Here is a 17883-nt window from a genome sequence, read left to right on the forward strand (position 1 = left end):
TGCGCAGAAAAAAACTCCGGCACATAAGCCGGAATGTTTAATTCCTTTTCACCAGCCGTTTATAAAACTTTGTAAACGGCTTAAATTTTTCATTCACGAGTCCTGTCACTTCTGCTATGATTTGCATAAAAATAATTAAAATGAAGATAATAAACAAAGAAAGCCAAATTGTGGCACTTTTAAGTACAATCGCACTGATACTGAAAATAAATCCAATTAAATAAATAACTAAGACCGACATCCGATGTGAAAGGCCAAAGGCCATCAGTCTATGGTGAATATGCGACTTATCAGGCGCTGAAATCGGCTGTTTGTTTAATATTCTCCTGATGATAGCAAATGTTGTATCAAAAATCGGTACGCCTAATATAATAATCGGGATAACGATACTGAACAATGTGACACTTTTATACAGGCCTAATAATGAAAGAATCGAAATACTATATCCTAAAAAAAGTGATCCCGTATCTCCCATAAAGATTTTTGCCGGGTGGAAGTTGTAAAACAAAAACCCCAGCGTGCTGGCAATAACGACTAATGAGAGTGACAGAATGAGCACTTTTCCGCCGGATAGCGCCATGACAGCGATCGTTGACAGACCGATAACAGAAAGACCGGCAGCAAGGCCATCCAATCCATCAATCAGGTTAATTGCGTTCGTGATGCCGACAATCCATAATACCGTCAGCGGATAAGCCATCCATCCTAACTCAAATCGTTCTGTTAAAAAAGGTACTGAGAAAAAGTCCATTTTTAAGCCGGTGCTTACAATCATAATGGCTACACCTAATTGAATCAAAAACTTAACTTTTGCACTTAATTGATATTTATCGTCAAGAATACCTAACACAATAATGATGAATGCTCCGACTGTAATTGCCGTCATCCTTGTTTCTGTGTAAATACCGGATGCAAGCACGCCTGCAACCACCCCGATAAATATGGCCAGCCCGCCCATGCGGGGCATGATTTTGTCATGTACTTTTCGATTGCTGGGCTGGTCAACTGCACCTATTTTAATCGCAATCCTTTTTACGATTGGGGTTATGATTAAAACTGTCAGCAGCGAGACAATAAACGCAACAACAATGCGAATCATGCGTTCGTCAAGCATAAAGAAGTCTCCTTTGGAATTAAATGAAGTCTTTATTTATATAGAGAACCGTTCCTTCCATTATACCTTCTCCTTAGTTATTATAACAAGCTTCATCAAAAAGAAACACGTATAATCAAAAAACGCGCATCCCAATTTATAGGACTACGCATGTTTTTGAATCCCTGTATATTTCATAATTTGTCTAAATAAGCAATTCCAATCTTGTGTCCGGGCGATGTTTCGGCGCATTTCTTTATAGGTCTCGTCTCCGTTTTGACCGAGAACTTTTTCACAAGCGGCTATAAAATCAATCGGATGATCGCCTTCTACATATTCGTATACATACGGCTTTTGCATTTTTGAGGTTGACGGAAGATTAGAGCCGACGACAGGTTTTCCTGCCGCTAAAAATTCAAATAGTTTCAGCGGAAACACAGCTTGATTATACGATGATTTTTTATAAGGCATGATGCCAATGTCGATAAGCTCCATAAAATGCGGAACTTCTTTCGGATCTGCCGGGCCGGTCCATATGACATTTGGAAGCCTCAGCAGCTCTTGAAACGAAACGTCACCATTAGTGGCATCCGGGCCAACCCATAAAAATGTCCAATCAGGCTTTTGCAGGGCGGCTTCTTCAATCATTTTAAAATCGAGCTTCGGTTTAATTCCACCGATAAAACCTAACACTGTTCCTTCTCTCCCCTGCAGTATACTGCGATCGGGAGCTTGTTTATTTGCAGAAAACAGCTCATACTCCACACCGTTTTCCACAGTATGAACCTTTTCTCGTCCTGCAGTCAGTTTTTTGTCTACTTCCTTGTGAAGATAATCTGATGAACAGGTTATTGAATCTGCTCGTTGTATAATTCTCAGCTCTGCCGTTTTAATGACTTTTCGCCGGAATTCAGACAGCAGATTTGATCGGCCGCTGATCGGCGCCGCCCATAAGTCACTGCAGTCATAAATGACCTGATCCCAAGGATACAGCGAAGACAGCAGCGGGAATCCAGGAAACGTGTACCATAAACAGCAGCGTTCACCGTTTGCAGAAGCAGGTGTAAGCTCATCGAGTAATGGGGAGAGCTTATGCCTGTAAAAGACATCTGTATATCGTCCGAAACGAAACATTTTTTTCTGCAGCAGGTCTTTGACAGCGAATTGCCTGATGCCAGAATGGACTTCCTGAAACTCTTTCCCTTGGGCACGCGGAGCCGGACATACCCAAATAACTTCCTTCGTTTCCTCCTGAGCAGCTAAAAATTCTGCCAGCCGGTGCCTTCTGTATCTCAATTGGTCTTTTCCCCATTCAGCAGTGGCAACGATGACATGAATGATTGCTTCTTTTGTTTCCACCTTCATCACCTTTTCTCTCTGTTTGCGGCTATAATCTTTTTTTCACCGCGTTTTTTGCATATTGAACAAAACACCATGTTGCTTTCATAAAATGAAGCCGTTCGATCTCCCTGTAGACAAACCACGTTTTTTTCGCAGCCTTCCATTTGTTGCTGGAAATTGAGTTATTGACAAGCCGATATTCAGCCAGGCATTCATTCATTCCATAGGCAGTAAATCCTTTTTTTAAAAGAGACAGCCATGTGGCTAAGTCCTGTCTCGTTCTGATATTCGGCATTTGGATCTGTCCCGTTTGCTCCCTGTCAATCATCACCGTCAAGCAGCCGATAATTGTATTTTTCAGGGCGTCATCGTACGTCAGGCTTTCCGGCGCATGAATAAATTTATCGAGTGGGGTCCCGTCCTGCGCCATTAAGCTGTAGCCCGTGAAAGAAAACGCACAGGAGCGCTCCATCATAAACTCAAGCTGCTTTTCCAGTTTGTCTTTTTTCCATTTGTCATCACTGTCCAAAAATGCTACGTAGCGCCCTTGAGCGCGTTCCAACGCTTTGTTGCGAGCAACCGCAGCTCCGGAGTTCTCTTCCAGATACACCACATGAATTCTTTCGTCTATTTTTTCATACTGCTGTAAAATGTCGCGGGTCCCATCCGTTGAGCAATCATCCACGATAATCATTTCCCAATGAGGATGGCTCTGATCTAATACCGAATGAACCGTGTCTTCAATATAGTCACGCGCATTATAGGAAGGTGTAATGACAGATACGAGAGGTTTCCAATTGGTCATGATCACATCTCCATCGTATGATTTTAAAAGGATTCCCTGAAAAATTCAGGAATGACAACGAACATAAAGGCAATCGTAAGGCCAATCATAACGCCGAGAACTGCTTTCTTTTTCGGAGACATTCCGCCGCCTGCTGTCTCACTTACGGTTTCGGAATCAGTAATACTTGCCGCTTTCAGGTTAAGCTGTGTGTTTTTGAGCTCATACAAAAATCTCTCTTTATCCACTTTGGAATCCTCGCTCACCGACTCGCCTTCAAGCGCGTCTATGCTGCTGCGGATGACGGCTTCTCTTTCTGCATACAGCTTTTGATCGTTTTTGAGGAAGGTGGAGGATATGGCGTTTAAGACAGATTCCGTTCTATCCTTATCCTCGTCACTATAGCTTAAAGTCAGTAACGATTTGGATTCCGTTTTGATTGTAAGCTTCTCTTTGATTTCTGCTACATCTTCATCCTTTTCATCAGGAAGCGCCTCCTTCAAAAAAGAGTCGCTCTTTAGCAGAAGCGGAATCTCTTCTGTGCTGTTATAAACCGGATGATCATAGCTCCCCACAGCCAAGGTATCTTCAGCTGTATAGCTCTTTTGATCAGCGATCTGTGACGGCAGGATATACCCCGCCGCACCTAATATAATTGGCACCGCTATGATCCAAATGATATTTTTTTTTATGCGACGGGCTATTCTTATCAATATATCGTTCATATAAGTCTCCCTGCTTTTTGTAGTCTGTTTATCTGTACATCGGCTCAGGCATTTGTCTGGATCGCCTTAACACATTCACGGCTGCGATGACGAGCGCCATAAACACCCAATGGAAAAATAAATTTGAAACAGAGCTTGGGCTGATACTTGATACCAGGAAACTGACCATAGCGGTAATAAGTCCTTCTGTGATCAGTTTTGACTGATTTTCTAATTTTCTTTCATAAAACTTGTAAAGCGTCCATATGAGGTAGGCATAAATGGACAGATATCCAAGCATGATGAACAAGCCAAAATTAGCCAGAATTTCAACAAGCCAGTTATGCACCTCTGCCACATTGTCAGTATCATATACAGCATAATGCTCAAGATAATAGGATACATTTCCTGCTCCGACTCCGAATCCGTATGAATCAAGGAAAAAATGCCAAGCGTTTTTCAGCAGATTTGCCCGAGCCACATTTGATGGAAGCCTGTCATGAAATGAATGTAGCGTCTGCGGGGCCAAAAACAGCTCCCAAAACTTTGAAAAGATTTTGCTGGCGAAAAGAACTGCGAAAAGAGCAATTCCCGCCGCCGACAGCCATATAGCCATTTTCTTTAAAACAGGCGGCAATACAATGAAGATGTAGACAGCAATACCTGCAAAAATCCCCAGAAGGCTGGCTCTTGAACCAGTGGCAAAAATTAAATACAACGCACAGAGCGAGAGCACAAGGCCAATTGCCCTGATGTATCCATTCTTAATGTTTTTCATCATCGTGATGTAAAAAAAGAAGCTGATGGATAAAAAGGTCGCAAAGTCATTTTGATTAAAAAAGACCGATGTCGGATAATGCTGCTTATACTCCGGTCCGCTGTATAATGTGGAACTCGCAAGATGATGGTTGGTGATATGATTGTAAAAACCAATGATCATCAGAAATACCGTCATCACCAGCCAAATGGCATAAACAATCATCAGCCGCTCCATTTTTTGCACGTACATGACAATAAGATAAATGAAGAAAATTCCCATAGCCAATAAGGCTAAATACTTGAGGCCAACTGTTACCGACTTGGCCCACAGCAGAGAAACAAGGCCATATATAAACCAAAAGGCGAAAAAGAGCAATATCCCTTTTACTTGCAGCCCATGCCATCTTTCAATATGGGTTCGATTCCGAACCATGCCGAAAATATGAAGGCAACCCGCTGCAATGAGCAGAAGCCGGTAAAGGAACAAACTGAAAAATCCAAGATGAATGGCGAAAAATGCATTATTTAAAAAAGTGCAGGCGATCAAAATATAGATTACAGCCATAAAGAGCCGTTCTTTTGTTGTAAATGCGGTTGCAAGCGTCAGTAAAAACAGGCCAATTGCCAACACCGCAAGCACAGCAGCCATCTGCATGAAACCTATATCTTTATGGATGGCTCCCAGCAATAGGACGACTCCAAATATAGCAGCGGCCAGTAACGCTAGCGTATGGACCGCTGATCGTTTGATACTCACATGTTTAACCCCTTTCCTGATGTTTCAGGAGCCGGCGGCCGAGCCTAGCAGCCGGCAGCTTCAACCAAGTAACACTTTTTCTTTTTATAAATTGACGCTTCCCAAGTCTTTAGCCAATTCTTCAAGCGGCAAGCCCGGAAAATACTTGTCAGAGGGTTCCGTTCCCCGAACAGCGGGACGGCCGATAGAGTGATAAATGTATCCGGCTGCCTGCATCTCTTCAAGTGAAAATAAATTTCTGCCGTCGATGATGACTGGCTGTTTTAAGAGGGTTTTTACTTTTACAAGCTCCATTTCTTTCACTTCCGGCCAATCCGTTAAAATCAGGCATGCATCAGTGTCTTCAATCGCAGCATACACATCTGTGTAATACTCGACCTGTTCGCCAAGGATCGCAGAAGCTTCAGGAATAGCAATCGGATCGTATGCTTTTACATGGGCGCCCAGCTGCTGCAGCATTGGGATAATATCAAGCGCTGGAGCGGATCTCACATCGTTCGTATTCGGTTTGAAGGCTAATCCCAGGACTGAAATGGTTCTCTCTTTGACGCTTCCCATAACAGTCAAAAGTTTATCTACAATATGAACACGCTGCTTTTCGTTCGTTTCAATGACAGCTTCGATGAGCTTGAATGGATAGCCTGCCGATTTTGCGATTTGAAGCAACGCGGTTGTATCCTTTGGAAAACATGAACCGCCGAATCCAATACCCGCTTTAAGGAACTTTCTGCCGATACGGCTGTCAAGACCAACACCATCAGCAACTTTTGAAACGTCTGCGCCGACTCGCTCACAAATGTTTGCGATATCGTTGATAAAGGAAATCTTTGTCGCCAGAAATGCATTCGCGGCGTATTTAATCATTTCTGCACTTTCTAGGTTTGTTTTAATGACAGGAGCATGGAATGGCTGATGAAGTTCCTCAATGATGGCAGCGGCTTTATGACTTGTTGAACCAATCACGGCACGCTCCATATTCATCGTGTCATGAATCGCTGACCCTTCCCGAAGGAATTCAGGGTTAGATACAACATCAAATGAGTATCTCCCCTTTGAGGCTTTTTGAACGATAGATTGCACCAGTTTCCCTGTTCCAACCGGGACTGTGCTTTTATTTACGATCACTTTGTAGCCGTTAAGATGCTCACCGATTGTTTTCGCCGCCGCTTTGACGTACGTTAAATCAGCTTCACCTGTTTTGGACATAGGCGTTCCGACTGCAATATAAATAATATCTGAGGCCCGAATGGCGGACGGGATATCGTTCGTAAAGGTCAGGCGCTGATCCAGCACATTTTTTTCAACTAAGTCTGTAAGCCCTGGTTCATAGATTGGGATTACCCCATTTTTCAGACTTCTGATTTTTGATTCATCGATATCACAGCAAACAACTTTATTGCCGATCTCCGCAAAGCAAGTGCCTGATACGAGTCCTACATAACCTGTTCCAATGACAGCTATTTTTTTCACAGCGCTCATCCCTCTCCTGTAAAATGATCTTCCTATTTATATTGGTCGCAGTTTCTTACGATTAAACGGACGTTTTCGTGACCGTCTGATACTGATGATGCAAGGCCTTGGCGTTTTTTCCTGCGTCAAATTGAGCCTGCACGGTTTCATACAAGTCATCTGCTACTTCCGGCTTCCATATTTGCTCATGTTCGTACCGAGTGATCGCTTCCGCCAAGGCTTGAGCGGATTTCGGTTTAATCAGCAGATGTTGGTGCTTTCCGAATAAAGACGACACTCCGCCAACATCCGTACAAATAACAGGAACCCTTAGCGCCAGCGCCTCAATCACAACAGTCGGCATCCCCTCACTGTAAGAAGGAAGCACGAATAGATCTGCCGCAAGTAAATAGTCTCTTACCTGATGATTCGGGACTTGGCCTGTGACGATATGCCCCTTCTGCGTCAGCGTCGATTTTGCGGGACCATCCCCGACAAAGACTGCCTTAGGAGAGTCCTGCAGAGATTCGATCGCTTCAGACAGTTCAAAAATGCCTTTCTCTCTGACCAGCCGGCCGACATAGACAGCCAGACGCTGATCGAGCGGGAGTCCGAGTCTTTTTCTTATTTCCTCTTTCGTCTCCTCATTCTCCTGAAAACGGCTGAGCTGTATGCCGATTGGCAAAACCGAGCTGTCAAAGCCCGAAAGCTTTTTGGCTTCTTCCTGAAGCTTGTGGCTGACTGCTAAAACAACTGACGCAGAACCTACGGCACGCTTGAAGGCTTTAAACGCTCCTTTGCTGTAATGCGGATAGACATTCACATCACTGCCATGCAAGGTCAGGACATAAGGAATTTGCGCTGACTCTGACACGACTGCCGCAGCCCCGCCCGATGGCATGGCAAAATGAGCATGGATCAGATCCGGATATAGGTCGCGCTGTTTCATGGTTTTTAAAACGGCTGATGCGATTCTCCGATGAGGCTGCGCCCACTTCAGCTGGCCGGGAACTGCCCGATAGAAAGGCCGGTAAACCGGTATCCCCTTTCTAACCTCATACTCCGGTCTGGCATCCTTTTTTCGATATGTCTTTTTCAACATGCGGACAGGCGCTGAATGAAAAGGCCGTGGGCATATCACAGTGATATCAAGCCCGAGTTTTTGCAGCTCTTGCACCTGTGTCTCATGAAACACACCCTCTCCGGGTTTCATACTGCTCGGATATACGCTTGTGATCCACAAAATCTTCATGACAAACGTCCTTTTCTTAGTAGTTTGCTTTTCGTTTGAGGGTACGCTTTTACCAAAAGAAAGAGATAGCACAGCGCCCCGGCCGCAACTGAAATGGCCAACCGCATTTCTGCCTGCATACTGAAGTGTTCGGTACTGAGGCTTACACCAAACGCGATGATGCCCATCGCCGCAGTAATCAGAAATGGCTTCATAATCGACTGGAAATAAGCTGAAAGGTTAAGCTTGATGACATATGCCAAAAGCCAGCGCCCGATCAGGAAATTAACAACGCTGATAATGGCATACACCCATGCGACTGTCAGCAGGCTTCCCGTCTGTACAGCTGCAAACAGTGATAATCCGTACAGCAGCAGCACGCCGGAATCCCAATAAAACGCTAAGTCAGCTCTTCCTTTAGCCAGCAACACAGATCCATTTGGATTCATGAGCACTCTTAGTATCCCGACAATGGCCAGAACATTTAGGATCGGAACAGCAGCAAGCCACTTTTCTCCGAAAACCGCTGTGATAAAGGCGTCTGACACAGACACGAGCCCGATTAACAGCGGAAACGAAACAAGCGCCAGCATTTTTGTCATATTCAGAAAGCCTTCTCTGATCACGCTGTTTTCATATTTGTTTTTTGCGAAAACAGGGAATGCCACCCGTGTGACAATCGGATTGATCTTCAAAACCGGAATGGTGACAATCTGATAAGCGAGGTTATAAATCCCCAATGCTTCAGCACCAATAAACCGGCCGATCAAAATCATATCGATATTTGCTCCCAGCCTGTTCACAAGACGGGATGAAAGCTGAAAGGCTCCAAAAGAAAAGAAATCCTTCATGCCTCTCAAATCAAAAACAAAAGCAGGATGCCACTTTTTTCGGTATACAGCCCAATATAAAATCCCTTTACTGGACTGCAGCAGGACTTGAGAAATCACATACGCCAAAATCGCATCCATCATAAAAACCGCTATCGCTAAATATCCGAATGACAATACATTTGAAAAAATCTCTATTTTGCTTAACGTATTAAAATGCAGCTGCTTTTGCAGCATATACTGATATTGCTGTCCAATTGGCGCGATCAAAAACATAATCGCCAGAATCCGAACCAGAAACACCAGCTCTTCACTTTGATAAAATCCCGCAATGACAGGACTGCTCACATATAAAAGAACAAACAGCAAAACGCCCGTCATAATGTTAAGCCAATACAATGTTGACAGCTGGCGCTCCGTCGCGTCGTCTCTCTGAATTAATGCTGCGCCAAAACCCATATCGAGCACAATCTGGGCGAAAACTGTAACCGTTGTGATCATGCCGACAAGCCCAAATTCTGTTAAGGTCATCATATTTCCAAGCAGGGCAAACTGAACAATTTGTATGATTGTAATACACATGGTTGAAATACTTGTCCACTTTGCACCGCTCATGATTTGTTTTGTAATACTTGGCATCATATTCCCTACTTCTTTTTAAGCTCAGATTGATGGTGAATAATGGCATTCCGTTTTATCTTGCACCATCACCCGTCCAAACTACTTTACAAGTTTTTAACATAATTTTTAATTCTAAAGTGAAAGTCAGATTGCGAATGTAATATAAATCAAATATCAGCTTTTCCTTCGGCGTCATATCGTAACCGCCGTTCACTTGAGCCCAGCCGCTCAATCCCGGTTTAACAGCCAGACGCTGTGTAAAGCCTGGAATCTCATTCTGGAATTTTTCCGTAAATACGGGCCGTTCCGGACGAGGGCCAATCATACTCATATCGCCTTTCAGCACATTAAACAGCTGAGGAAGCTCGTCAATTCTCGTTCTTCTGATAAAAGCTCCGATCCTTGTCACCCGCGGATCTTGCTTCTGTGCCCAAACCGCCCCAGACTTCTCGGCATCTATTTTCATGGAACGAAGCTTATAAAGCTTAAATGGTTTCCCGCCTTTCCCTACGCGTTCCTGCGTATAAATGGCAGGCCCCGGCGTCTCCAAACAAATCAATATTGAAAATACCGCAATCATTGGCAGCGCAATCGCCAACCCAATGAGCGCAAACCAAATATCCATTACGCGCTTTATTGCCAAATAACGAGCCGTCTTTTCAGATAATGTAAAAGAATGTATTTGCTGAACTGAGAATTCACGACTCACATTCATGCTTTTCTCTGCACTCACTGACACACACCTCACGATTTGTTTGGGATGTTATGATGACCTATGCCAGTCAGTTTAGCAGACGGATGTTAATTGGTTGTAAATGGTATGTTAAGAAGTGTGAATTTGTTATTTTTTCTGACATTTATCCGTAAACTTTTTATTGTTTTAGACACTTTTTTTAAAAATTAAGCATATTGTTTAAAAAAAGAGACAAATCATTTTACTGATTTGTCTCTTTTCGTTGTGAAGCATTTAATATTGAAAATAAAACTTTGATTTAGAGGTTAACAGCTTGTATTGGACCTCAACCATTTTACTAAAGAATAACATGGATTTTCGTTCCACATTCCTTGTGTCCAAGACAATTGCTTGGTTATCCACTTTTGCACTGATTTTATTTTGAGAAGTGTTTATCGCAAATTCAATTAATCGCTCTTTCTTTACATGAGCTAGCTGTTCAAGCAAACTCTGCACGTTTACCGTCAATTTTGTGCAATTAGGCTCTAACTCTATACGTTTTACCGGTAATGAGATTTCAGACTGTCCGGTATTCACAATCATTTTTGAATGATTTGGCAAACAGATTTGCTTATCTTTAAAAATAAATGATAAATCTTTTGATTCAGTTTCATATGAAAGTTCTGCTTCTGTATAGGCATGTTTCTTTATATCAATCGAAAGATTATCGTAGTTCATTGTGAAATATGGTCTTGCACTGAAGACAAACAACGCATTATGCCCTAAATACATCGTGTTTGTTGAATACTTATACGCAGCACGCTTGTTTCCGATTCTCGCCCTTAATTTATAGCCATCTATTGACGATTCAATAAAGAAATCCCAAACGCCTAAATCTTCTTCTGCAGATGCCAGTTCATCAAACTTGCACTCAAATGTAAATGTTGAATTTTCATACTTAGCCGGCGCAATGTATTTTTCCGCCTTTGTATCACGATGAACAAATACTCCTGTCAGAGATTGATTTTGATTCGTTTCATCATCCAACAATTTGTGTTTAATGGTTCCTTGAATGCTGAGGCTGTGATCGCTAAATTCAATATTCTGCAGATAATGTTCAAGCTTATTTTTATAATTTACTTTTAATAACTCTTCAGAAATTGGATAGCGTTCTAAGCTCGGATAACGTGCAATTAAATCCCCATTATTTACAACACAGAACTTTTTAATGTCTTGTTCTTCACGCTCATACTGGGTTAACCCCTGCAAATCATTATTCCGAATAAACAGCAGACGCAATTTGATATGCGGAAGCACAAATTGGTCAGCCTCTTCAGGTACTGCATGAATAAATGAGGACAAATATTTAAACCATTCAGCTCTTTCTTCATCTGTCTTCATTTTTATTGTGACATTTTTTGTCCGCGAAAAATCGAAATGCCTGTTTAAAAATACTGCCATCAGTTTCGTTTTTCTTGCTTCTTCCAGATCACTAGCCTTGATAGCAGAGATAATATCTTCCATTGCTCCATAAAAGTTCTCTGGGGGAACATAAGCGACACTCATATGTTCACCGTCTCTTTTGACCAGATAGTAATAATCATAGTCAGCTGAAACAGAAATCTTCTTTGCTTTTAAATAAGCGTTCATTGTGAAGACTTGATCTTCCGCTGCTTTTATGTGAGTAGGGAAGATGATTTGATTTTCTTTTAAAAGTGAGGCTTTAAACAGTTTTTGGGGTCCCAATGTGAAAACAATTTTGGAATCAACCAAATCAACATCTGGGTTTGTTTCCTTAAACATTGATTTGGGAACACCTCGGCCGTTTATCCCTTTTAACTTACCTAAAGTAATATCTGAATCATTCTCTTTTGAGAAATTGTACCATCTTAACAATGCTTCATTGCCTAGATAGTCATCGGAATCAACAAACAGGATGTATTCACCTTTGGCAATTTTTATTGCATCATTCCGCGGCGCACCTGGACCGCCTGAATTTACGGTTCTTTCAACAACAACAATATTGTCATATTTCTTTTTATATCGATTCAAAATGTCTAAAGATGAATCCGTAGATTTATCATCGACACATATAATCTCATAATCCTCTTTTGGCATCGTTTGGTTAACTAAGCTATCAAGACATTCGGAAATAAGATCTTCTGAATTATATACAGGGATAACAATGCTTATTTTCATCGATTACCTCACTACCCTAATGGATCGGTTATATTTTTGCCTGATAATTATATCAAAAACATCTGTCAATAAGAATAGGCCTAACCTTAAATTTTGTTAAACTTTTACATAGCATATGTGGTTTAAAATTTTTCTCATTTTATCGTATAAAAAAGCTTGCCGGCAATTCCTGATGGGTTCTGCCGGCAAGCCGCTGTTGATGTCTACTAATTTAATCTCCTAATAATATCCAATGATTCCTTCATATATTGCTTGAGCTGCTTTTTCTTGATACAAAGCACTCTTTAACTTACTTGCGTCGTTCGCATTCGAAATGAACGCCAGCTCTGCTAAACTGCTCGGCATCGTTGATTCTCTGATGACATGGAAATTCCCGATTTTCACGCCGCGGTTTTGAGTATTGAGTGCTTTATAGAGTCTGTTTTGTATTTCTGTCGCAAGCCGTTTGCTGTTTTCTGACTCATATTTTGTATAATAGTAGGTTTCAGTACCGGTTGCTGCTGGGCTCGCTGAATTGGCGTGAATACTCACAAACAGGTTTGCATTATTGCTTTTTGCTTTTGCAACCCGCTCTGAAAGCTCTAAGAAAACATCTGTAGATCTGGCCATAATCGGAATGGCTCCACCATTGGAAAGTTTGCTGTTTACAAGCTTAGCAACGGCAAGGTTAACATCTTTCTCTTTTAAACCATTACCGACCGCGCCGCTGTCATAACCACCGTGTCCTGCATCCACAAATACCTTTTTGCCTACAATTACATTTTTAAGTTGGTTCACGACATTTGTTGTCACTGAAATAGTTCCCCCAAGAACTGTGAAGGTATTCTTGCTATTTGATCCGATGACTGTTCTTGTCGCAGTCGGCAATGAACCGGCGTCAGTAAATAGCATTGGGCGATTTTGCTTCGCCGCCAGCACAGAACCAGCTAAAGCATCTGCATATTGATAGCCATTGCTGACAAATGCAGCTTTTGATGAAGAATAATACTTTTTCGCTATGTTGGCAGCCACTTCAAAACGGCTGTTCCCGCCGATTCTTGTTGGTGATGGCAACTGGCTGTAAACGCTTTTTGAGACACTGATTTCTCCCCCGACCACAATAGTCGATGTTGTTCCTTTGCTGTTCATCGCATTTTTCGTTGGTTCGGGAATAGAGCTTGCAGTCGTCAGAAGAATTGGAATACCGTTACGGGCAGCATAAGAACCGATCGCCAGACTGTCAGCATATGCCGTGCCATTTGCGATTACCGCTTTTGAATTTGAAGACAATTTTTTAGAAATATTTTGGGCAACTTCATAGCGGCTTCTTCCGCCGATTCGTTCCACATTGGAAATACCCAATTTTTTAATGTCACTTACAACGTTGTTAGAAACACTGATCGTTCCGCCAATGACGATAACCTTGCTCGGTTTAAGCTGGCTGATTCTGTCTTTCGTCGGCGCAGTCAGTTTAGATGATTCCGTCAATAAAATCGGGGCATTGTATTTATAAGCTAGAGGAGCAGCAGTTAATACATCTGCATACGCTGTTCCGTTTGCCACAACAACCGTGCTCGCACTGCTCCAGCCTTGTTTTGAAACATTCACAGCAACCTCATATCTGCTTGCTCCATCCAGCCTTGTAACAGAGTTTGCCGCAAACGCATTTGGTACAAATAACACGACTCCTAGTATCAGCATAGGTATGCTTTTAAGAAAGATCCGCAAAGATAGTCCCTCCAAAGATTCATAATGATTCATAAATCAAATAACGAACAAAGGAGGCATCTCGCCTCCTTTGACTCTAACAATCTTTTAATAGCTTGATAGAGTTGTTCCCGGATAGTAAAAACTTAAAATTGTTGTATAAGATTGTCCGGCAGCTGCTCTGGCATTGGCTCCGTACTGACTCATGCCTATGCCGTGTCCGTATCCTTTACCGCTAATGAGAAAGGCGTTTGTATTGCTTGAGACAGAAGCATATGTACTCTTCATATTGGAAGCGCCAAGCATCGTTCTCAGCTCTGTTGCAGGTACAGTAATTGTTGCTGTTTTTTCACTGAGGCTTCCATTTGACAGGATATAGCCATTTGATTTTTCTTTCACGAAATATGAGAATGTGACGCTTGCTGTTTCCGGCCGCTGACCGGCAGTTTTCTCCGTGCTGAATTTCACACTGGATATTTTCGTGATTTTGATAGACTCGGCATTGCTGTATTTATTTTTAATAAACCAGCTTTTCAAACCGCTCAAATATGATGAGTTTGTTTCATTTTTAGAGCTCCACCATGAACCCGGGCTTTTCAGATTCAGACTGCTCTTATCAAGCTGGGTTTTATTTAAAGACAGAGACCAGCTGATTTGCGGGTCGTACGTATCTTTTTTGGCGATTAAATAAGGAAGCTGGCTGCTCCACACCTCACCGCTCGCTTCTGTGTAGCCGCCGTTGCTTGAGGAATACGTAGCAGAAATCAAATTCCCATTGTATTTCAAAACTTTTCCTTTTGTAGCTTCGACCACTTCTGAAGTTTTTGAATTCCAGTCATATCCGCCATATACCTGAAAAGCGGTGGTGTCTTGTACTTCTTTTCCGGCCGAACTGATGGAATAAGTTCTCGCTGCGACAGCTTGGGCTTTAAGCGCTTCTTTCTGCCAGCTGGCCGGCATTTCATGAGGAACAACACCCTTTAAATAATCTTCAAAGGGGATATTCACATTGATTGGCCGAACATATTTGCCTGACTCTATTGTAAATTTCATGTTTCCGAGATATGGCGTTCCGTTCAAACTGATAGAATTTGTAGTTGCATATTTTTTAGGCTGTGCTGTAAAAGACGTTCCAAGCGACTTGATTGCAGTACTGTTTTTATAAAGCACTAGGTTTCCGCCGGTTAACTTGACTGTATATCCAGTTCCTGCAAAAGTATCTGCCAGTTTGTTCTTTAGCGTATCACTGATGGAAATGCTTCCTCCAAGCAGCGCAAATGACTGAGTTCCTTTTGACGCTACTACATCAGCGACTGGTGACGGCAGGCTGCCTGATTCAACCAGCAGTAAAGGGCTTCCCTGCTTTGCTGCAAGCACAGATCCCGTCAATGCATCCGCGAATGTTTGGCCATTTGACATAAATACCTTTGTTGCTTTCATATTTAATTCTTTAACGATATTGGCAGATACCTCATATCGGGAAACGCCGCCAATCCGTTTCACAGTTGCCTTCTTTTTTAATGCAGCTTCCACACCAGTGCTGACACTCAACGGACCGCCGACAATTGTAACCTTGCTTGGAATTTTGTAATCACTGCGGATGTTATTGTCTCCCGCAAGTAAAATCGGATAACCGTTCATTGCAGCATATGGCGCGATTGACAGGGCATCCGTAAAGACCATGCCTGTGGCCACTACTGCCTGGCTGTAATTCCCCATCCGATCGGCTATGTTTTTAGAAACCTCGTAACGGGTTGCTCCGCCAATCCGATCGATAGAACCATATTTTTTTAATGTATTTTCTACATTTTTAGAAACACTGATTGTCCCGCCAATGATGAGAATATTGTCAGGATTTAATTTTGCAATTTCGCTTTCTGTTTTTGGTGTTAGCGAATCTGCGTCTGTTAATAAAATCGGTGCATCGTACTTTTTGGCAAGCGGGGTTGCTGAGAGCGCATCGGCAAAAGCGTCCCGATTCACAATGACCACAGTCGTTGGATTTGTCCATCCGGCAGAAGCGACATTATTGGCAACATCAAAACGGGTTGCTCCTCCATATCGCTCCGTATCCGCAATTCTTGAGCCGGAAATTTCATATCCGCCTGTGATATCGACATCCAAACTTGATTTGCTGCCTACATAATTACTCAGCTTAACCGAAATGGTTTTATCTGCGGCTTTCGCAGTCTGCATAAACGCCGGACATGCTACAGCCGCCGCAGTGACTGACGATAGAAGCAAGAGCTTCATTTTTTTCAAAACATGGAACCCCCTAAGAGTTTTTTATTACTTTGTCTCAAGATCCTTAAGCATTAAAGCACCATTTGAATCTTTTGTATATTTAACAACAACTTTTTGCCCTTCTGAAATGCTGTTCATTTTGTCCTGAAGGTCTGAACCAACCTGAATCGACGTCTCTTTATCATCAATAGTGACTGCAATTGTATGGCTGTCCGCCAAACCGGCAAAAGTGCCTTCCTTCGTTACTGTCTCTTCTGCAGTTGCATCCTGGCTGTCTGAATTTGTTTCTGCTCCTGATGAGTTCTGAGCTGTGCCGCACGCAGACAAAAGAAGCAGCATTGAGAACATTAAAATAGCAATTTTTTTCATTCCTATATCACCTCTCCACTTTTTATCGACAATTTTAAGCTTATTTTAAGATTTCTTTCAAAACAACGAAAAATTTTTGCGGATTTTCTTAAAATACCGAAACATTTGTTACAAGGAGCCGTCTATTGTAAAGAATCAGACAAATTTTAGTTGTTTTCAAATATTAAGAAACTTATAATCGTACTAGATTACAAAAAAGCGAGGACTTTATTATGAGAGCTGAAAAAAGAAAGAAAAAAAGAAAGGCATTACTTGTCATTTTAGCCATTGTGGCCGTATTTGTACTCGGAACTGGCGGCTATGCATACTACTTATGGCATAAAGCAGCATCAACCGTGGCAAGTATTCATGAAAGCATTGATAAATCGAAAAAGAGGGATAAAGAGGTCAGTATCAATAAAAAAGATCCTTTTTCCGTCTTAATCATGGGTGTGGATGAACGCGACGGCGATAAGGGCCGTGCCGATACGCTCATTTATATGACCGTTAACCCAAAAACGAATACAACCGACATGGTCAGTATTCCGCGTGACACGTATACAAAAATTATCGGAAAAGGCACAATGGATAAAATCAACCATTCATACGCTTTCGGCGGCACGCAGATGACGGTAGACACTGTTGAGAACTTCCTTGATGTTCCGGTTGATTATTTTGTGAAAGTGAACATGGAAAGCTTTAGAGATGTTGTTGATACACTTGGCGGCATTACAGTTAACAGCACATTCGCGTTCAGTTATGACGGTTATTCGTTCGGCAAAGGAGAAATCACGCTGAACGGAAAAGAAGCGCTCGCTTATACCCGGATGAGAAAAGAAGATCCGAGAGGCGACTTCGGACGCCAGGACCGCCAGCGCCAAGTCATCCAAGGTATTATTAATAAAGGCGCTAATATTTCTTCCATCACGAAATTCGGAGATATGTTTAAAGTTGTTGAAGATAATGTGAAAACGAACTTGACCTTCGATAACATGTGGGATATCCAGTCCGATTACAAAGGTGCGCGGAAACATATTAAACAGCACGAACTAAAAGGTACAGGCACGAAAATCAATGGAATTTACTACTACCAAGCTGATGAAAGCGCCCTTTCCGATATTACAAAAGAGCTGAAGGAAAGCCTCGAAAAGTAAAACAAAAAAG

14 protein-coding genes are annotated in these 17883 nt (G+C 42.2%); 1 reads left to right on the forward strand and 13 read right to left on the reverse strand.

Features of this window, described 5'->3' with window-relative positions; translation table 11 throughout:
• Window positions 1-37 precede the first annotated feature (37 nt).
• From CW370_RS10820 to CW370_RS10880, 13 genes are all read right to left on the reverse strand, one after another.
• Window positions 38-1114, reverse strand: coding sequence for an MraY family glycosyltransferase (locus tag CW370_RS10820; RefSeq protein ID WP_003227975.1), 1077 nt, complete (start codon window positions 1112-1114; stop codon window positions 38-40).
• 144 nt (window positions 1115-1258) lie between these two features.
• Window positions 1259-2452 (reverse strand): teichuronic acid biosynthesis protein TuaH, encoded by a 1194-nt coding sequence (gene tuaH / locus CW370_RS10825; protein ID WP_080262665.1) that lies wholly within the window; start codon window positions 2450-2452, stop codon window positions 1259-1261.
• Window positions 2453-2480: 28 nt separating this feature from the next.
• Window positions 2481-3239, reverse strand: a complete 759-nt coding sequence (gene tuaG, locus CW370_RS10830) for a teichuronic acid biosynthesis protein TuaG (RefSeq protein ID WP_003242619.1) — start codon at window positions 3237-3239, stop codon at window positions 2481-2483.
• Window positions 3240-3262: 23 nt separating this feature from the next.
• A complete protein-coding gene (gene tuaF, locus CW370_RS10835; protein WP_024573113.1) occupies window positions 3263-3943 on the reverse strand; it encodes a teichuronic acid biosynthesis protein TuaF in 681 nt (226 codons plus the stop codon).
• A 28-nt stretch (window positions 3944-3971) separates the two neighbouring features.
• Window positions 3972-5438 carry a teichuronic acid biosynthesis protein TuaE gene (tuaE, locus tag CW370_RS10840; protein ID WP_029946412.1) on the reverse strand — a complete coding sequence of 489 codons (1467 nt, stop codon included), beginning with the start codon at window positions 5436-5438 and terminating at the stop codon, window positions 3972-3974.
• An 84-nt stretch (window positions 5439-5522) separates the two neighbouring features.
• Window positions 5523-6908 carry a UDP-glucose 6-dehydrogenase TuaD gene (gene tuaD, locus CW370_RS10845; RefSeq protein WP_024573114.1) on the reverse strand — a complete coding sequence of 462 codons (1386 nt, stop codon included), beginning with the start codon at window positions 6906-6908 and terminating at the stop codon, window positions 5523-5525.
• A gap of 61 nt (window positions 6909-6969) precedes the next feature.
• Window positions 6970-8139 (reverse strand): teichuronic acid biosynthesis protein TuaC, encoded by a 1170-nt coding sequence (gene tuaC, locus CW370_RS10850; RefSeq protein ID WP_024573115.1) that lies wholly within the window; start codon window positions 8137-8139, stop codon window positions 6970-6972.
• The gene (tuaB, locus tag CW370_RS10855) at window positions 8136-9587 is read right to left on the reverse strand and encodes a teichuronic acid biosynthesis protein TuaB (protein WP_024573116.1); all 1452 of its coding nucleotides are present in this window, start codon (window positions 9585-9587) and stop codon (window positions 8136-8138) included. The genes tuaC and tuaB overlap by 4 nt, the downstream gene beginning before the upstream one ends.
• Window positions 9588-9642: 55 nt before the next feature.
• A complete protein-coding gene (locus CW370_RS10860) occupies window positions 9643-10302 on the reverse strand; it encodes a sugar transferase (RefSeq protein ID WP_003242561.1) in 660 nt (219 codons plus the stop codon).
• A 234-nt stretch (window positions 10303-10536) separates the two neighbouring features.
• Window positions 10537-12441, reverse strand: coding sequence for a (poly)ribitol-phosphate teichoic acid beta-D-glucosyltransferase TarQ (tarQ, locus tag CW370_RS10865; protein ID WP_024573117.1), 1905 nt, complete (start codon window positions 12439-12441; stop codon window positions 10537-10539).
• 219 nt (window positions 12442-12660) lie between these two features.
• Window positions 12661-14148 carry an N-acetylmuramoyl-L-alanine amidase gene (locus CW370_RS10870; protein WP_029946112.1) on the reverse strand — a complete coding sequence of 496 codons (1488 nt, stop codon included), beginning with the start codon at window positions 14146-14148 and terminating at the stop codon, window positions 12661-12663.
• Between the two features lie 87 nt (window positions 14149-14235).
• Window positions 14236-16389 (reverse strand): SpoIID/LytB domain-containing protein, encoded by a 2154-nt coding sequence (locus CW370_RS10875; protein ID WP_029946111.1) that lies wholly within the window; start codon window positions 16387-16389, stop codon window positions 14236-14238.
• 27 nt (window positions 16390-16416) lie between these two features.
• Window positions 16417-16740, reverse strand: a complete 324-nt coding sequence (locus tag CW370_RS10880; RefSeq protein WP_015251105.1) for a hypothetical protein — start codon at window positions 16738-16740, stop codon at window positions 16417-16419.
• Window positions 16741-16952: 212 nt separating this feature from the next.
• Here CW370_RS10880 and tagU point away from each other — a divergent pair, with 212 nt between their 5' ends.
• Window positions 16953-17873, forward strand: coding sequence for a polyisoprenyl-teichoic acid--peptidoglycan teichoic acid transferase TagU (gene tagU, locus CW370_RS10885; RefSeq protein WP_015251104.1), 921 nt, complete (start codon window positions 16953-16955; stop codon window positions 17871-17873).
• Window positions 17874-17883: the final 10 nt, after the last annotated feature.

This window comes from Bacillus sp. SN32 (assembly GCF_002837495.1).
In the GTDB taxonomy this organism is placed as follows: Bacteria; Bacillota; Bacilli; order Bacillales; family Bacillaceae; genus Bacillus; species Bacillus subtilis.

Coding starts and splice junctions, on each gene's coding strand:
- tagU (WP_015251104.1), top strand. CDS start 16,953: ATGAGAGCTGAAAAAAGAAAGAAAAAAAGAAAGGCATTACTTGTCATT.
- tuaC (WP_024573115.1), bottom strand. CDS start 8,139: ATGAAGATTTTGTGGATCACAAGCGTATATCCGAGCAGTATGAAACCC.
- tuaG (WP_003242619.1), bottom strand. CDS start 3,239: ATGACCAATTGGAAACCTCTCGTATCTGTCATTACACCTTCCTATAAT.
- tuaB (WP_024573116.1), bottom strand. CDS start 9,587: ATGCCAAGTATTACAAAACAAATCATGAGCGGTGCAAAGTGGACAAGT.
- CW370_RS10880 (WP_015251105.1), bottom strand. CDS start 16,740: ATGAAAAAAATTGCTATTTTAATGTTCTCAATGCTGCTTCTTTTGTCT.
- tarQ (WP_024573117.1), bottom strand. CDS start 12,441: ATGAAAATAAGCATTGTTATCCCTGTATATAATTCAGAAGATCTTATT.
- CW370_RS10820 (WP_003227975.1), bottom strand. CDS start 1,114: ATGCTTGACGAACGCATGATTCGCATTGTTGTTGCGTTTATTGTCTCG.
- tuaF (WP_024573113.1), bottom strand. CDS start 3,943: ATGAACGATATATTGATAAGAATAGCCCGTCGCATAAAAAAAAATATC.